Consider the following 14808-nt stretch of genomic DNA (forward strand, 5'->3'; position numbering starts at 1 on the left):
ATGGGCAAAAGAGAACGGACAGCTGAGGCGTGGCACGTCCATCCAGCCTCGCAGGCCAATCCGAGCGCGATCGTTCCCGCTAGTCGATGGGGCGATGCTCGACGGTGGGCAAGACGCCAAAGGGCCTGATCGACAGCAGCACGCTTGCCAAGGTGCAACAGGGCCTTGGCACCAATGGGTGCGCCTTCGGCAGTTCTTTGGTGATTTCCAAAATCCGGCGTGCTCAGGGGGCATGGATCACACTCCATTGTCAGAAACATAAGAGAACTTCTGACATAACCCTGTTGTGGGCCAGCTCTGCAGCTGAGATCATCCGAGTCAGCGTCACTTAGTGTGATAGATCAACCAAAGCAGGAGTGTAAGATACTTTGGTTGTCTCTATAGAATGGATCAGCCGACCTGCATTCATTACTTCAAGCCGATAGTCGTCGCCGGGCGTTAGGCTTGCTGCAATATGGCGCGCTATATCAAGAGCAGCTTGCCAAGCCGCATTGTCGTCGAGCAACTCTTCCCCGAGGGTGTCCTGAAATGGGCGGCTGCCGCCGACATTGAAGAAATAGCGTGTCATAGGCTCTCTCACATTTCTCCTGCTCGAATAGCTACTTACAGCTTGAGGCAGGCCCCTGGAGACAAGGCCGCTTCCAGGAAGCCATCTTGGCCGAGAACAGTGCGCCACTGTGCAACGTTCGTTTCCGGCGGCGATGGCGAAGTTGGGGGCTTTTGCTCCGACAAACAGGGTACGTAACGAGCGACCAAATCTCGCATTCAACTGAGTGTGTCGTCTCGGCTTCGGACTGGAGCGGTTCCTACAAAAAATCCCGCCATTTGACTTTCAGCATGAGCTCTGCTGCTGGAGCCGAACCCACAAGGAGAAGCGACATTCCGAGGTCGCCGAGGTGTTGCTGGGCGTGAAGATATGCGCTGCGATCGCATGTGTGTTTCCTCTCTACTGACAGTAATCATATTTCAATGTTGATTAATGCAAAGTGCCGCGCCCCATGCTGAAATCCTGCGTTTGGCCGTAGTCTTCGACGCAATTCAACGGCATCTGTTATGGGCGGGAGAGCAGTCTGACGTGGTCGTCTCTCCACTTGATGGTCTGTTCGGCGGCTTTGTCGCGGCAAAAACCGCGGGTGCAATTTTGTCACCAAACAGCGCACCAACGTTCGACTAGCTTTCGCGAGCAGCACGAACTCGCCTTCTGCGCTACTCGGACATGGTACCCGCTACTCCACTCGCGCCGATTACTATTCGGCCCGGTGGACCTATTTGGCAAACAACTTCAGGTTTGCCTGCTTCAGACCGGAGATTGACTCCATGCCTCGCCAGCTTCTAGGGTGATATCGATTGTTCCCGCCACGGGGATCAAAAGGGAATGCGGTGCGGGGATTTTCCCTCAGGCCGCAGCTGCCCCCGCAGGGATGACTATTTAGCCCGCGTCCTCGCACTGCTCGCTTGATGCATTGCCGCACGCTCCATCAAGCGGGCCTTTGTCAGCAGCGCCCATCGCCAGATGGCACGCATCTATGGCGCGGACTTGGGTTATGCGGTCAACGACCAGTCCAGACCGCTGATAAAACTTTTCGCGTGCACGCTCCTCATCATCTTCATTGTCGGCGTCCTCTCATTCAATCAGAGAGACCTGCCTCGATGATCAAGCCTGCCTATCCTTTCCAGATCGCCCGCATGGAGTGCCTGCGGGAGTTGCTCGCGGTCAATTCCTCGAGCTCTGCGATCATCACGGAGGGCGCCCCAGCCGCGACGCCGACTGAAAACCAAGGAGGCGCAACCATGCCAACCCCGGCCCAGCAAGCGATCCCGCAAGGCATCGTTGAGGAGCGCCGAGGCGCGGGCCAGGCGCGGCGGCTCGCGGACATCGGCCGAGCACGCGCGCGACCTCAAGGCGCGGCGCGCCGGCGAGAGCAACCTTGAGCAATTGGAAAATATCGAGGGACCGACCATGCAGACAATCAGGCTTCCGCACGGCGGCGAGACCGTTCGCCGGCGTCCGCGCGAAACCCCCTAGGATCCGCGCCAATGCCACCGAGAGATCCCTGGGGCCACAAGTTGAGGCGGTGCATTCATTGCGGACAGATCGGGCCGCGTGTTGTCGTCCTCGGCGGCTACGCACACCGCCGCTGCATCCCAAAGCCGATCCAAGCGACCCGACGACGGACGGAGCGATTCTCAGAGAAAGCCCAGCCGCGCCACAGGGCTTGAGTCCGAATGTCCCAATCTCGGTCGTTGTATGGACGGAAATCCGCGTATGACCCGCCGAGACGCCCATAAGGTATTCTGGAAAGAGTCGCGCTAAGATGCTCACCAAAATGAATTGCCCGCGCGTTCCTATCGATCGGGCCGTGAACCGTCGATCAAGGGTGGTTCGAATCCATCCGATGCAGCTCGACCACGAAGAGTTCGTCCCCTGAGTCACGTTCACTTTGGGTGGGAACCAGGGATCACATCCGAACTTGGGAGGCCCCAAGAATCCGATCCCTTCAACGCGTCATCATAGCGCCGAGGTTGATTACGATCGCCAGGGAAAGAGGATCGTGACTGCGCTCTCGCCGGGGTGAGGTGAAGCCTCTGCCCGTCCTCCAGAAGAGCGCTTTGGTGATGGAAATCGCGGCCTGGTCACCTGGGCGGGAGCGTTCGGATATAATCGACAAGTTCAAGAAGGCCCTCAAATCGTCAGCTGAAGTCGTGTTTGGATCTTAAGTCAGAGGCGACGCTGACTTTGTCCTATACGGCACCGCAAATGGTATGGAAGACGACGAGCAGTTCACGCGGCGCTTCTCCGCGCGGTCGGTCCGAAGGCATCTTCGTGACGCCTTTTGAGCAAGGCGAGATCGCGCCAGATCTGTTCTGGGCGGCCTGCCGGATAGAAATCGAGGACTTGATCTCCAAGCGCCGGAAGTGCGCCTACAAGGGCAGCCGGTGCGAACACTGAATTAATCTGAGGAACGAGTGCACCCGGCATTCAGTCGAGTGATAAGTCATTCTGAGGCGCCGCCGGCGCAGCGCCGCCACTTCACCCCGATCATAATTGCTCGCGGCCAGTCGACCGGGCTTAGAATGCTCAGCATCTCATGCCGAAGGATGAGCTGCTGGCGCAAATTGCTCAATCGACATATCCTGCGGGACTATCCTCCGCCTACCAGATCTGTGCGCGCTCGCTATAATTCGCAGGCGTCAACCTCCTCGTCCGAGAACTTCTCGGACTCCAGCTCCAGCCTGTTCTTCGCCCCTTCCAGCTCCCCGATTATGAGGACGTAGTCTTCGAACGTGCTCGACGGGCCGATGTGCTTCTCGATCAACTGCCGCAGCTCGCACGCGAACTGATACTTGCTGACGGTCATTCGCTCGACCATGCTGCAATCCCCATCGCGCTTAAGCCCATCAGAGACCCAACAATAAGCACTAGACTAAGGTAAAGCAGAAGTTGAAAGATCAAGTCACCGTCACGGTCCAACATCATATCTCCCGGCGGCGTTGCCCCATGTTCTGGCTGGGGCACGCTGACTTTACCAGATCTTGCGCCTTTGCTCCCCAGACATTGTCTGCAACTAGTCTCGGTCACATGAGAGCGTTGTCTCGGCTTCACACTTGCGTCGTTTCAGCTTCATATTGGAGCACTTCGGACAATCCATCAATGCAACACGTCCCGTTATCGCGCTCAAATCCTGTTGGATCTCCGGCTTCTTCGGTGGATTTCAACGCCTCTACTATTGGCGACCTGCGGTCAGCACGGGTCCTGCCTCGTTACCATCCTGGGAGCGAGCGCGACGGCAGCAAGATCGAAAATCTGATGCGGACTGACGTCAGGAACTGCGAGCCATCAAGCCGGCTTGCGCCACCGACATGGTCCGTCACTCCCAAGCTTCATTGGTCAATTCCCGGGAAGTCACGGACTTCATTAACGCAAGCGTGCTTTGTACAGAACGTCTTTCGGCCTTCTTTCTGTGACGAGAATTGCTACGGAGGTGGAGCGCGAGTCCGAACTCGAGAAGCGCGCCTTCAAACCAGCGCATCGGCAGCATCGCTGATGCCAGCGTAGATTTCGTCGAGATCTGCCGCGGTGACGCAATAGGGCGGCATCACGTAGATGGTATTGCCGAGCGGGCGCAGCAGCAGATTTCGGTCGTTAAAGAAAGCCTGAAGCTTCGGACCGATGTCCGCCAAATAGCCGCCATCGCTCGTTTTCAAATCAAGCGCTGTGATGGTTCCGGAACGACGAACGTTTTCAAAGCGCGCATCGGCGCGGAATGGCTCAATTGCCCGCTCTTGCATGGCGGCGAGCGAAGCGGCGCGCTCGCGGGAGTCCTGATACCACCAAAGATCCAGGTTCGCTTTTGCAGCGGCACAGGCTACCGGATTCGCCGTATATGAACTCGAATGATAGAACGTACGCATGCGATCTTTCGAATAATGCGCGTCGAAAATGTCCGCACGGCAGAGCGTAACCGCGAGTGGGAGCGCCCCTCCCGTGAGACCTTTCGAATAGCAAGCGATATCGGGCGTGACATTGGCCTGTTCGCAAGCAAATAGCGATCCGGTGCGGCCCCAGCCCGTCATGACCTCGTCGGCAATGAACAGGACGTCCGACGCCTCGCAGATCCGCTTCATCGCTGTTAGCACCCAGGCTGGGTACATCAGCATCCCGCCTGCCCCAAATATCAGAGGCTCCACAATAAAGGCGGCTGGCATTTCGTTTCGACACGCGGACTCGAGCGCAGCGAGTGTCGCCTGCTCACGACCGCTCGCTGGGAACGGGATCGAGGTAACATCGAACAGCAGCGGCCCGTACGCCGCGTTGAACACGCCTCTGGCACCAACGGACATCGCCCCAACCGTATCGCCGTGGTAGGAGTGTTGCATTACGACAATGCGTCTTCGCTGCTGACCGATATTATGCCAATACCCGAGTGCCATCTTCAAGGCGACTTCGACACTGGTGGAGCCGCTGTCGGAGAAGAAGACATAGTCGAGACCACGGGGTGCGACTTTCAACAGTTGCGCAGCAAGCTCCTCAGCCGGATCGTGGGTATAGCCGGCAAAGATGATCTGATTGAGCTTACCGGCTTGTTCCTGAATGGCGCTTACAATATGGGGATGGCAATGACCATGCGTTACGACCCACCAGGATGAGATTGCATCGATAATACGGCGCCCGTCTGCGGTGTGGAGATAAGCACCGTCAGCACGCACGACCTTTGTCATTTCGCCTTGAAGCGCGTGTTGCGTGAACGGATGCCAGATCGGCGACCTTATCTTCGGCATCACGGATTGAAATCATCAGCACGAAATGAGGCTTGGAATGCGGCCCGCAGCGTGTCTGCCGTGAGGGGAGAAAGCCATGGCAATCGCCCTAGCCAGCGCACCCGCCCCATCTCGCGAATCGCAACCTGAGTCTCAGCATTTCTTTCGCCAATGAAGGCCATTCCAAGAATGCGGATCTCACGTTTTCGGAGAGCCTCTATCGACAGCAGCGAGTGATTGATGGTGCCCAGCGCTGTGCTTGCGCAAAGCACCACTGGAAGCCGCCATCGCTCGAAGATATCAATGTAGAGTGTGTCGCCGCTCAGCGGCACCATCAGCCCGCCCGCGCCCTCGATCACCAATGGCCGCTCCCCGGTATCGGGCACATCGAGCAAATCCGCCTCGATGCGAACTCCGTCAAGTTCGGCAGAATGATGGGGAGAAGCGGGGGTCTGAAGGCGGTAGCGTTCCGGCAGGATGCGATCGGCCGAGAGGCCGCCAAGACAAGAGACGACCTCGGTATCGGTTTCTCCCTCGAGGCCGGCCTGAATCGGCTTCCAATAGTCCGCTCCGAGGAGATTGGCGAGCCCCGCGGAAAACACGGTCTTTCCAATTCCGGTACCTGTGCCCGTCACGACGATTTTGACACTCATTGAAGCTCGCCTTTCGTCTCCTCGATCAAGGCATCGAGCATTGCACGCACGCCGTCCTCCCCCACGTTAAGCGTCAGTGAAATTCGCAACCGGGCCGTGCCCGCCGGCACGGTTGGCGGCCGGATTCCGCGGATATCGAACCCGCGAGCCTGCAATGCAGAGGCGAGCCGCATCGTGCGCGCATTGTCGCCTACGATGCATGGTACGATCTGCGAATCCGAAGGACTTTTCCAGCCGCGCTCTCTCATCTCCCGATGCGAGAACGCGACCAGCTTGGTGAGACGCTGCTGTCGCTCGGGTTCCTGCTGCAGGATCAGAATCGCCTCCCTCACGGCGACAGCCATCAGCGGCGATGGCGCGGTCGCGAAGATGAATGGACGGCAACGATTGACCATAAAGTCTCGTAGCACGCCGGACGCAGTGACGAGCGCGCCGGCCGCGCCCAGCGCCTTGCCGCAGGTATGAACGACCAGCAGATTTTCGCGTCCCTCATAGGGCGCGGTGAGTCCTCGTCCCTGCTCGCCGTAAACGCCTGTTGCGTGGGCCTCGTCTACCATCAGGAACGCATCATGCCGGTCGGCGAGCGCGACCATATCCTTGAGAGGCGCAAAGTCGCCGTCCATGCTGTAGAGACTTTCGACCACGATCCAGATCCGGCCCATTCCGCCACCGGCCCGCCAGTCACGAATCGCGCTTTCGACCGACTCCGGATCGTTATGCGCGCTTGTCCGAAAGTCGGCCCGGCCAGCTCGCGCGCCTTCATGAATACTCGCGTGCACCAGAGAATCGAGAACGAGCAAATCGCCCCGCTGCGGCAGCGTTGTCAGGACAGCGAAATTTGCAACATAACCGCCGCCAAAGAAAAGCGCTGTCTCCGCCGCAAAGAACCTTGCAGCTTCTGCTTCGAGACGTTCGTGCTCCTCGCAATTGCCGCGCAAAAGCCGCGACCCGCCGGCACCGATCGGTGTACCGGCCTCGATCGCGTCCAAGACAGCCTTTTTCATGCGCGGCGCGTTCGCCAGCGCGAGATAGTCGTTCGACGCGAAATCGATCCCCGCGCGCCGCTTGAGGCCGCGCAGCCGGTCATCTTCTTTCAGGGCATGCAAGGCTGCGACATAGTCGGCAACTTTGGTCGCATGGATTGGATTCATTCTTCACTCGGAGAGTATGATTGGTGTCTCAAGGGTTCTGATGGCAGGGAAGAACTTCGGGCCCGCGGCTTCAGCCTGGCAAGATGCGATTGTCTCGGTCGACCAGCACAACGTGCGGCTTGAACGTTTTTGCGTCGGCTTCGTCAAAGGAGGCATATGCAACGATAATAACTTCGTCTCCGGGCATGGCGAGACGGGCAGCCGCACCATTCAGACCTATGATACCTGACCCTGTAGGCGCTTCGATCACATAGGTGGCAAACCGCGCTCCAGTGTCGATGTTGTAGATTTCAACGCGTTCGTTGATCAAGAATCCCGCAGCATTCAGCAGCGCACGGTCAATCGAAATCGAACCTTCATAGTGCAGGTCGGCTTCGGTGACCGAGGCGCGATGGATTTTGCCTTTCATCAACGTAATCTGCATTTCTCGCCCAAGCTGGATTTGTGCGCGGCGCGCGCTGCTCTGATTGATTCAGGCCAGGCTGGACGCGATGCCGAGCCGGTCCAGCAAGTTCGTGTCGCGATCGCGCTGCGGGTTCTTCGTGGTCAAGAGCGTGTCGCCGATGAAGATCGAATTCGCGCCGGCAAAAAAGCACAGCGCCTGCAGTTCATCGGTCATATACTGCCGTCCAGCGGACAACCGCACGACGCTCTTCGGCATCATGATCCGAGCGGTCGCCACCAGGCGGACCAGCGCAAAGGGTTCGGGACGCTCCGCGGTGTCGTTGACCGGCACGCCCTCGACCTCGTTCCACATGTTGATTGGAACGCTCTCCGGATGGCTGGGGAGATTGGCGAGCAGCACGAGCATGCCAACACGATCCTCGACGCGCTCGCCCATGCCGATAATGCCGCCGCTGCACACCTTGATGCCGGCCTCTCGAACATGTGCGAGTGTGTCGATGCGATCCTGCAAAGTACGGGTGCTGATGATCTTGCCGTAGAACTCCGGCGAGGTGTCGACGTTGTGATTGTAGAAGTCGAGTCCAGCCTCAAAGAGCTGTACGGCCTGGTTCGGAGTCAACATGCCGAGCGTGACGCAGGTTTCCATTCCAAGACCTTTGACCGCGCTAACCATATCGCAGACCTGATCGAGATCGCGGTCTTTTGGACTGCGCCAGGCCGCGGCCATGCAGAAGCGGCTCGCGCCGGCATCTTTGGCGCCCTGTGCGCTGGCGACCACATCGGCGCAATCCATCAGGCGGGTCGCTTTCAGACCGGTCTGGTAATGCGCGCTCTGCGAGCAGTAGCCGCAATCTTCCGGACAGCCGCCCGTCTTGATGCTGAGCAGGCTTGCGGTTTCGACGTGGTTTGGATCGAAGTTGTCGCGATGAACGCTCTGCGCCTGAAACATCAGGTCGGTAAACGGCAGGCTATAGAGCGCTTGGGCCTCGGCGCGCTCCCAGTTACTGCGAACCTGAGCGCCGTTTCTACTGTCGTTCCGCTCTACTCTCCCAGAGGCAATCATTTAGACTTGCGTTCCTTACCATGAAAGATCATAGATAATACCGGCGATTATCTATGATCGTTGGTCTTCATCTTGATGCTAATCCACGACGCCCGCAAACGCACCCACTTTTTTGATAGATAATCTATGATGGTCGACGGCGAGAGTACGACTGTTGCCTGGCGCATTGCCGAGTCAATCGGAGAGCGCATCATCAGCGGCGCCATCCAGCCAGATGCCCCGCTGCGGCAGGATCATGTCGCGCGGGAGTTCAACTCGAGCCACGTCCCGGTTCGCGAGGCTTTTCGGCAACTGGAGGCGCAACATCTTGTCGTCGTTGTGCCCCGTCGTGGCGTTCGGGTTGCCCCGCTTGATACCAATTCAGTGAAAGAGATCGCCGAGATGCGTGCCGCGCTCGAAGTGGTCGCATTGCGCAATGCGGCGCCAAAGTTCACATCCACCCATTTGGCACGAATTGAGCTTGCCCTGATTGAAGGAGACAACGCCCAGACGATTCAGGATTTTGAGATGGCCAACCGCGCCTTTCACCAGGCGCTGGTGGCGCCGTGCGCGATGCCGCGCCTGCTCGCCAGTCTCGACGGACTACAGCTTGCGAATTCGCGATTGGTGTTCGCGATGGCGCGCAATGCTGGGGGGCGACCGCGATCCAATCAGGATCACCGCCTGATTCTGCAGGCACTGCGAGCGCGCAACGTCGATCAAGCCTGCAACCTGCTCGCACGCCACATTCAAACGATTGAGCGCCTTGCCCTTCCCGCGTCCTGACCAGAATGAGATTGGCGGGCTCCGCTTCAGGCCGCAGGCCATCGCAAGAGTGTCAAACCCTGTCTGTTTGCCGCGCGAGGCGGCATGTGGCACTAGCGTTGCAGCGGGCTCGATTCCAAGATAGCTATGCGATCTGCTCGCGATTTAACCTATGGCCATCCATGATCCGTCACATCGTCTTGTTTACCGCCAAAGATAAGGCCCATATCGACCAAATGATCGAAGGCCTGTCGCTTCTCACCACGATCTCGCATGCCCGGCGGCTCGAGATTGCTCGCAATCGCAAGGCCGAACAGTTTGGCAACGATATCGACGTCGTGGTCTATGGTGAGTTCGACAACGAGACGGAACTCGCAGCCTACAAAGCGCATGAGCTCTACCAGGAATCGATCAGGCGAGCACGACCGCTGCGCGAGCTGCGCCTCGCGGCCGACTATGACGTATCAACAGATGCGCGTTTCGTCTCAGCGGCAGGCGGAGTCCAACTTAGTCCGCGCATCGTATCCCCCGACAGGGCTTAGTCTGACAGTCAATCTCGAGAGCTTGCGGCGCTCCGACCAGCGTCGCTCTCGTTGTGGTCGGGATCATAATCGAAGCGTGTCTAACAGCACGCCAGTCAGCGGTGACTCATAGGCGATGCACGTCCGTGAACTACAGTGGATTGAGCCTATTACAGCGGTGCAATGTCTCGCGCATCGACCGCACCTCTCGTTTCTCGATAGCGCAGCAACGCATGAGTTGCTCGGGCGTTACTCATATGTGACCTGCGATCCATTCAGCACCTGCATAGTTGCGGGTGGACGGGCGAGTTGCAACGGCGAAGATATCGATGGCGATCCATGGGAAGTTCTTCGCACTCTTCTCGCCAACTATCCGCAAGAGCATCGTCCCGATCTCCCGCCATTTCAGGCAGGCGCGGCTGGCTTCTTTGCGTACGATTGGAACAGGACGCTGGAGCGATTGTCGGCGCCGGCAATTCCCGGTCAGCGCTTGCCGCAATCCATTCTGCATCTTTACGACGTGGTCGTCAGCTACGACCACCGGAACAACAGATGCTGGATCGTCTCGACCGGATGGCCGGAGCAGGATCCCGCACGTCGCGGCGAGCGCGCACGTCGTCGAGCCGATGAGTTCGCAGCACTACTTGCCAACCCAAAGTCGCCGCGGATTGTGCTCCCTGGCAAAGCGGGTGCATGGAATTCAAACTTCAGCCGAGAAGCATACATTACGGCGGTACAGCGCGTCATCGACTTGATTCTGGCCGGAGACCTCTTCCAAGCCAACATTGCGCAGCGCTTCACGGCCAGGCTGTCGACTATATTCGATCCGCTCACCTTCTATCGTCAACTGCGGTCATTGAACCCGGCACCCTTTGGGGCCCTCCTACGGTACGGAAAGCTGACCATCGCATCGAGCTCGCCTGAGCGATTCCTGAAGCTCGACGGAACAAAGGTCGAAACACGACCGATCAAAGGCACGATCGCGCGTTCGGCTGATTCCAACGAAGACCAGCGCCGCGCTAACGTGCTCGTTGCGTCCGAAAAGGATCGTGCCGAGAACATTATGATCGTCGACCTCCTGCGCAACGATCTATCACGTGTTTGCACTCCACATTCAGTCGACGTTCCAGCCCTGTGCGATCTCGAGTCCTATGCCTCAGTGCATCACCTCGTCTCCATCGTTACGGGTACACTCGCGGGAGACGAAGATGCGGTTACGCTACTGCGAGCTTGCTTTCCTGGTGGCTCCATTACGGGGGCGCCCAAGGTGCGAGCGATGCAGATAATTACTGAAATCGAGCGTGTGGCGCGCGAGGTCTATTGCGGGGCAATCGGTTTCATCGGCTTCAACGGGCAGATGGATACGAATATCGCGATCCGCACTGTAACAATCGACGACGATATGGCTGTATTTCATGCAGGTAGCGGTATAACGGCGATGTCGGACCCGGCGGCAGAATACGAGGAGACGCTTGCCAAGGCGCAGCGAATCTTTGACGCATTTGGTGCTGAAACATCCGGTGCGCTTTGATTGTCATCATCGACAACTACGACTCCTTCGTCTTCAACATTGCCCGCTATTTCCAGGAGCTTGGTGAAGGAACGGAAGTATTCCGGAACGACGTGGTCAGCGTCAGCGACCTCATTGACCTCAAGCCGCGCGCACTGGTCATCTCCCCGGTCCGTGCACTCCAATTGAGGCTGGAATATCTACGGCCCTCGTCCGTGAACTTTCGGGTCGCGTTCCAATTCTCGGCATCTGCCTGGGACACCAGTGTATTGGGAGCGTATTCGGCGGACGGGTGGCGCGTGCACGTTGCCCTATGCACGGTAGGTCCTCGTATGTAACGCATGACGGCCGAGGGCTATTCCGGGAGCTACCGTCGCCACTTTGCGTTGGCCGCTACCATTCTCTTGTTGTTGAGCTCGATGAGTCATGCGCACCGAATCTTACGGTGAGAGCGCGTTCCGACGAGGGCGAGATCATGGCCCTCGCACATCGCTATCACCCAACTTTTGGTGTGCAGTTCCACCCGGAATCGATACTTACCCAAGACGGGCACGTGGTGCTTAAAAACGCGCTGCTACGTTCGTTTCCACCGGCCGGCGGGGGGCGCTCAGCGACTCATGGGGCTGGGCTTCGTCCCAGATATCGACGAGAGTCTGCAGAGCGGCCGCGGCGCAATACAGATACTTGTCAGGATGGTAGCAGACTTTTGACCTGATCGCTTGCTATCAGATGTCCGGCCTGTTTGCGCGGACAAAGTCCGCTGGCCAAGATGGTGTTCGCTACGCACGCTCCAAGCACATAGGCGACCTTGATGATGCCAGTGTAATCTACGGAAGCTCGGCCGCGTCGTTCTTGCCGCGCTTCACGTAAGCCTTGACGTACTGAGGTGGGATCAGCTTCACCTCGTGACCGAACGACTGCAGCAGGCGCGCCCAATGATGCGAGCTGCCGCAGGACTCGATGGCGACGAGACCCGGTGGAAGCCGCTCGAAGTAGCGGATCATCTCGGCTCGCCGGAACTGGCGGCGGACCACCACCACCTCGTTCTCATCAACACCATGAAGCTGGAAAACCGACTTGGAAGTGTCCATACCGATGCGAACAAGAAGATTCATCAGACTTTCCTCTCATCTAGCTGTGACGCTGACAGCGTCGATCGGAGCATTGAGTCTCCGGCCTTTGTGATTCCGCCATATCTTTGCCGGCCGCCCGTCGAATGATCCTTGGGTGTCAGTCCGAGCCAAGCGGCAAAGTCGCGGCCTGACCTGAACGTCTCCGGCGGCGCCGGGAATCGTCGCGATCCGCCTGCTGACATCATCGTCGCGGTGCCACCTCATCAGCTTGGGTTCGATCTTTGCGAGGCGGGCTTCGACCGCGACATATTCCTCTGCTTGGAGTCGGAAGAGATCCTTTGCCGGGAACTGTATCGCCGCGCATTGCCATCCGAACCCCATCGGGCCCTCCGAGAACTGCCGCTCCGCCGCGAACGTCAAGAACGGTCCAACCCTCAATGGTTGCTGGTCTTATCTCCGGGGCAGGCATGAGAGGTCCGCTGGGCACTATCGAGCCGGTCGCCGTCATATCTGCTTCGATGGCCTGAGAAACGGTGCTCGATACGTCCACGGATTGATGAGCCCTGTCGGACCATGTGGCTGTAGGTTCGGCGGAAATGCTCGCTCCATCTGCGGAGAATTGACTTACGCCTGGCGGTGTTCGCAAACCCAAAGTCGATACCGTCTTTCGCGGGCCTCGCCTCCGGTCCTGCGGCCTGACTTCGTTTCGGCGATTCGACGCGAAGGCGTTTGTGTCTGAGTGGTTGAATTGAGCGACGCGAAAGTTATAGGACCGTACCGACCAAAACCGGCAGCCCATCCCAGCGCAAAACCAGCGATCACCGCCCCTGCGACCAGCCGATTGGTGCGCTTTCGATCGCCGTCTGCTTTCAATAATGCAAGAACCTCTTCTCGGCTGGCACTCGAGAAATCCCGCGCGCTCAGCGTCACACGCGCCATCGGGTCTTCGCTGGCTTCAGCGACCCTCGCCTCGGTCTCTTCCAAGGTATTCGCCTGGCGCAATCGCATGATCGCATCCCTTGTCGCTCCCCAATGATCATGCTGCGAACTGAATCAATCATTAACGGCGAATGAGCCGCCAGATCAATATTGATTAGAACCATTGCGCAGCGGGCGACTAGAGGTGGGGTCATGAATCGCACGGCGGCGATAAGTTCAGCTTTCTTAACAGGGGATCCAGCCCGTCCGAACGGCACCGCTTAGCCTCAGCCTGCTTTAGAGGCTGATCAGCGGCGCCCTTTCTTGGTCCTTTCGCGGCGTCGGCTCTTTTGTTTGCGGCCCTGGCGTTCAGGTCATGGGGATCGTGCCAATGACGAGGCGTAAAGTCGCGACGCGGTGGAAGAGCGACTTGCTTTGGTGCGGATGGCGGTAAAATCAGCTTGCTCTTCTTCGCCAGGCTGGACGTACGTAACATCCGCGCGCTCACCGGCAGCTGGCATATCCAGTTTGATTGTGAATGGCAGGCGATCAGCCTTGTTACCGGCTACTATTGGCATGACCACACCGGCCGCGGGCGGCGGCCCGGATTTCTTCGTGGCTGCAGCAATAGCGCCCAGTCCAACTAGGCAAGCCACTCCAAGCACGACAATTCTAATCACGTGGCGGCTCCCGGTGCAGAGCGGCCCAACGGTCATGATCAGTTGGTCCAAAATGAGGCTGCTCGCTTGGTGTGGTTAACCCACGCAGCGTTAAGCTGAAACATGGGCTCGTGGGTTGGAGCAGTAGCTGAGTAAGCTTCGAGCGAGAAAATGCAACGGGCCGAGTTCTTCGATGTTTCGTCCGAGCGTTGGCAAGCCAAGGTCAGCGGAGCTGTCACTCTTGATCATAAATCTGCTAAGGCCTCCAATCGTTAGAATGCGGCAGCGGCAGGCTAACTTTCAGTTGACTTGCTTCACCGCTGGCACACGATGGTACCTCACCAAAAGGAGGAGATCATGCTCAGTCGCTTGCTCGCTTCGGCTTTCGTCCTGGCAGGTGTGAACACAGCCATTGCCGATGATATGAAAATGCCGATTAACTCTGGTGAGCTTAAATGGGAGGCAGCACCACCCACCTTGCCGAAGGGGGCCGACATCGCGGTACTCTCGGGCGACCCGTCCAAAGAAGGGCTGTTCGTTCTCCGCCTAAGAATGCCAAGCGGTTATAAAATTCCCGCCCATAATCATCCAACAGATGAAGGCGCTACCGTCATATCGGGCAACTTTCACATCGGAATGGGCGACAAACTCGATGAGAAGAAAGCGATCGAGCTAAGAGCGGGCGGATACGCCGAAGCGCCTGCCAAAATGAACCACTATGGTTGGACAAGTAGTCCTTCCGTTGTTCAAATTCATGGCCAAGGGCCACTCGGGATAACTTACGTCAATCCCGCAGACGATCCGAGTAAGAAGTAGCGAAGCAAACGAATCGTCTCTGTGTCGCAAGGCAAA

At 58.1% G+C, this 14808-nt stretch carries 14 protein-coding genes, 4 pseudogenes and 1 riboswitch; of the genes and pseudogenes, 8 read left to right on the forward strand and 10 right to left on the reverse strand.

Features of this window, described 5'->3' with window-relative positions; genetic code table 11:
* Positions 1-328 precede the first annotated feature (328 nt).
* Positions 329-568: a hypothetical protein gene (locus IVB36_RS32065; protein ID WP_247394276.1), complete on the reverse strand. Its 240-nt coding sequence runs from the start codon at positions 566-568 to the stop codon at positions 329-331.
* A gap of 762 nt (positions 569-1330) precedes the next feature.
* A riboswitch (cobalamin riboswitch) is annotated at positions 1331-1457 on the forward strand.
* Positions 1458-1650: 193 nt separating this feature from the next.
* Here IVB36_RS32065 and IVB36_RS32070 point away from each other — a divergent pair.
* The 3 genes and pseudogenes from IVB36_RS32070 (at position 1651) to IVB36_RS32080 (ending at position 2950) form a co-directional block, all read left to right on the forward strand.
* A complete protein-coding gene (locus IVB36_RS32070) occupies positions 1651-1932 on the forward strand; it encodes a hypothetical protein (RefSeq protein ID WP_247394278.1) in 282 nt (93 codons plus the stop codon).
* A gap of 711 nt (positions 1933-2643) precedes the next feature.
* Positions 2644-2796: pseudogene (locus IVB36_RS32075) on the forward strand (ArsR family transcriptional regulator); the annotation flags it as partial.
* Positions 2759-2950: a hypothetical protein gene (locus IVB36_RS32080; protein ID WP_247394335.1), complete on the forward strand. Its 192-nt coding sequence runs from the start codon at positions 2759-2761 to the stop codon at positions 2948-2950. The pseudogene IVB36_RS32075 and the gene IVB36_RS32080, both read left to right, overlap by 38 nt.
* A gap of 226 nt (positions 2951-3176) precedes the next feature.
* On the opposite strand, the gene IVB36_RS32085 is transcribed toward IVB36_RS32080, so the two are convergent.
* From IVB36_RS32085 to bioB, 6 genes are all read right to left on the reverse strand, one after another.
* Complete coding sequence (locus IVB36_RS32085; RefSeq protein ID WP_247383929.1) at positions 3177-3371, reverse strand: hypothetical protein; 195 nt, start codon at positions 3369-3371, stop codon at positions 3177-3179.
* 646 nt (positions 3372-4017) lie between these two features.
* Positions 4018-5280 (reverse strand): adenosylmethionine--8-amino-7-oxononanoate transaminase, encoded by a 1263-nt coding sequence (locus IVB36_RS32090; protein WP_247394329.1) that lies wholly within the window; start codon positions 5278-5280, stop codon positions 4018-4020.
* Entirely contained in the window at positions 5280-5912 is a 633-nt protein-coding gene (gene bioD / locus IVB36_RS32095; protein WP_247394280.1) for a dethiobiotin synthase, read from the reverse strand. Before bioD ends, IVB36_RS32090 begins: the two co-directional genes overlap by 1 nt.
* On the reverse strand, positions 5909-7063 hold the full coding sequence (locus IVB36_RS32100; protein ID WP_018457427.1) for an 8-amino-7-oxononanoate synthase: 1155 nt from the start codon (positions 7061-7063) through the stop codon (positions 5909-5911). Before IVB36_RS32100 ends, bioD begins: the two co-directional genes overlap by 4 nt.
* A gap of 70 nt (positions 7064-7133) precedes the next feature.
* Positions 7134-7487 carry an aspartate 1-decarboxylase gene (gene panD / locus IVB36_RS32105; RefSeq protein WP_247394282.1) on the reverse strand — a complete coding sequence of 118 codons (354 nt, stop codon included), beginning with the start codon at positions 7485-7487 and terminating at the stop codon, positions 7134-7136.
* A gap of 48 nt (positions 7488-7535) precedes the next feature.
* Complete coding sequence (bioB, locus tag IVB36_RS32110; protein WP_247394283.1) at positions 7536-8531, reverse strand: biotin synthase BioB; 996 nt, start codon at positions 8529-8531, stop codon at positions 7536-7538.
* Positions 8532-8657: 126 nt separating this feature from the next.
* Here bioB and IVB36_RS32115 point away from each other — a divergent pair, with 126 nt between their 5' ends.
* From IVB36_RS32115 to IVB36_RS32130, 4 genes and pseudogenes are all read left to right on the forward strand, one after another.
* Positions 8658-9296 carry a GntR family transcriptional regulator gene (locus IVB36_RS32115; RefSeq protein WP_247394285.1) on the forward strand — a complete coding sequence of 213 codons (639 nt, stop codon included), beginning with the start codon at positions 8658-8660 and terminating at the stop codon, positions 9294-9296.
* A gap of 161 nt (positions 9297-9457) precedes the next feature.
* The gene (locus tag IVB36_RS32120) at positions 9458-9817 is read left to right on the forward strand and encodes a Dabb family protein (RefSeq protein WP_247394286.1); all 360 of its coding nucleotides are present in this window, start codon (positions 9458-9460) and stop codon (positions 9815-9817) included.
* A 115-nt stretch (positions 9818-9932) separates the two neighbouring features.
* Positions 9933-11327: an aminodeoxychorismate synthase component I gene (gene pabB, locus IVB36_RS32125; protein ID WP_247394288.1), complete on the forward strand. Its 1395-nt coding sequence runs from the start codon at positions 9933-9935 to the stop codon at positions 11325-11327.
* Positions 11324-12021: pseudogene (locus IVB36_RS32130) on the forward strand (aminodeoxychorismate/anthranilate synthase component II). Before pabB ends, IVB36_RS32130 begins: the two are co-directional and overlap by 4 nt.
* A 121-nt stretch (positions 12022-12142) precedes the next feature.
* Here the strand turns inward: IVB36_RS32130 and IVB36_RS32135 are convergent.
* The 3 genes and pseudogenes from IVB36_RS32135 to IVB36_RS32145 all read right to left on the reverse strand — a co-directional run.
* Positions 12143-12421: pseudogene (locus IVB36_RS32135) on the reverse strand (IS110 family transposase); the annotation flags it as partial.
* Positions 12422-12447: 26 nt separating this feature from the next.
* A pseudogene (locus tag IVB36_RS32140) lies at positions 12448-12734 on the reverse strand (transposase); the annotation flags it as partial.
* A gap of 269 nt (positions 12735-13003) precedes the next feature.
* Positions 13004-13387 (reverse strand): hypothetical protein, encoded by a 384-nt coding sequence (locus tag IVB36_RS32145; RefSeq protein WP_247394290.1) that lies wholly within the window; start codon positions 13385-13387, stop codon positions 13004-13006.
* Positions 13388-14313: 926 nt separating this feature from the next.
* On the opposite strand from IVB36_RS32145, the gene IVB36_RS32150 reads away from it, so the two are divergent.
* On the forward strand, positions 14314-14772 hold the full coding sequence (locus IVB36_RS32150; RefSeq protein ID WP_247394292.1) for a cupin domain-containing protein: 459 nt from the start codon (positions 14314-14316) through the stop codon (positions 14770-14772).
* Positions 14773-14808 lie beyond the last annotated feature (36 nt).

It is taken from the genome of Bradyrhizobium sp. 35 (assembly GCF_023073215.1).
Taxonomy (GTDB): domain Bacteria; phylum Pseudomonadota; class Alphaproteobacteria; order Rhizobiales; family Xanthobacteraceae; genus Bradyrhizobium; species Bradyrhizobium canariense_D.

Excerpts from the sequence above, each read along its gene's own strand:
- IVB36_RS32080 (WP_247394335.1), top strand. The coding sequence starts at position 2,759 with ATGGTATGGAAGACGACGAGCAGTTCACGCGGCGCTTCTCCGCGCGGT.
- panD (WP_247394282.1), bottom strand. The coding sequence starts at position 7,487 with ATGCAGATTACGTTGATGAAAGGCAAAATCCATCGCGCCTCGGTCACC.
- IVB36_RS32085 (WP_247383929.1), bottom strand. The coding sequence starts at position 3,371 with ATGGTCGAGCGAATGACCGTCAGCAAGTATCAGTTCGCGTGCGAGCTG.
- IVB36_RS32115 (WP_247394285.1), top strand. The coding sequence starts at position 8,658 with ATGATGGTCGACGGCGAGAGTACGACTGTTGCCTGGCGCATTGCCGAG.
- IVB36_RS32150 (WP_247394292.1), top strand. The coding sequence starts at position 14,314 with ATGCTCAGTCGCTTGCTCGCTTCGGCTTTCGTCCTGGCAGGTGTGAAC.
- IVB36_RS32100 (WP_018457427.1), bottom strand. The coding sequence starts at position 7,063 with ATGAATCCAATCCATGCGACCAAAGTTGCCGACTATGTCGCAGCCTTG.
- bioB (WP_247394283.1), bottom strand. The coding sequence starts at position 8,531 with ATGATTGCCTCTGGGAGAGTAGAGCGGAACGACAGTAGAAACGGCGCT.
- IVB36_RS32120 (WP_247394286.1), top strand. The coding sequence starts at position 9,458 with ATGATCCGTCACATCGTCTTGTTTACCGCCAAAGATAAGGCCCATATC.
- IVB36_RS32145 (WP_247394290.1), bottom strand. The coding sequence starts at position 13,387 with ATGCGATTGCGCCAGGCGAATACCTTGGAAGAGACCGAGGCGAGGGTC.
- bioD (WP_247394280.1), bottom strand. The coding sequence starts at position 5,912 with ATGAGTGTCAAAATCGTCGTGACGGGCACAGGTACCGGAATTGGAAAG.
- pabB (WP_247394288.1), top strand. The coding sequence starts at position 9,933 with ATGCACGTCCGTGAACTACAGTGGATTGAGCCTATTACAGCGGTGCAA.
- IVB36_RS32090 (WP_247394329.1), bottom strand. The coding sequence starts at position 5,280 with ATGCCGAAGATAAGGTCGCCGATCTGGCATCCGTTCACGCAACACGCG.
- IVB36_RS32065 (WP_247394276.1), bottom strand. The coding sequence starts at position 568 with ATGACACGCTATTTCTTCAATGTCGGCGGCAGCCGCCCATTTCAGGAC.
- IVB36_RS32070 (WP_247394278.1), top strand. The coding sequence starts at position 1,651 with ATGATCAAGCCTGCCTATCCTTTCCAGATCGCCCGCATGGAGTGCCTG.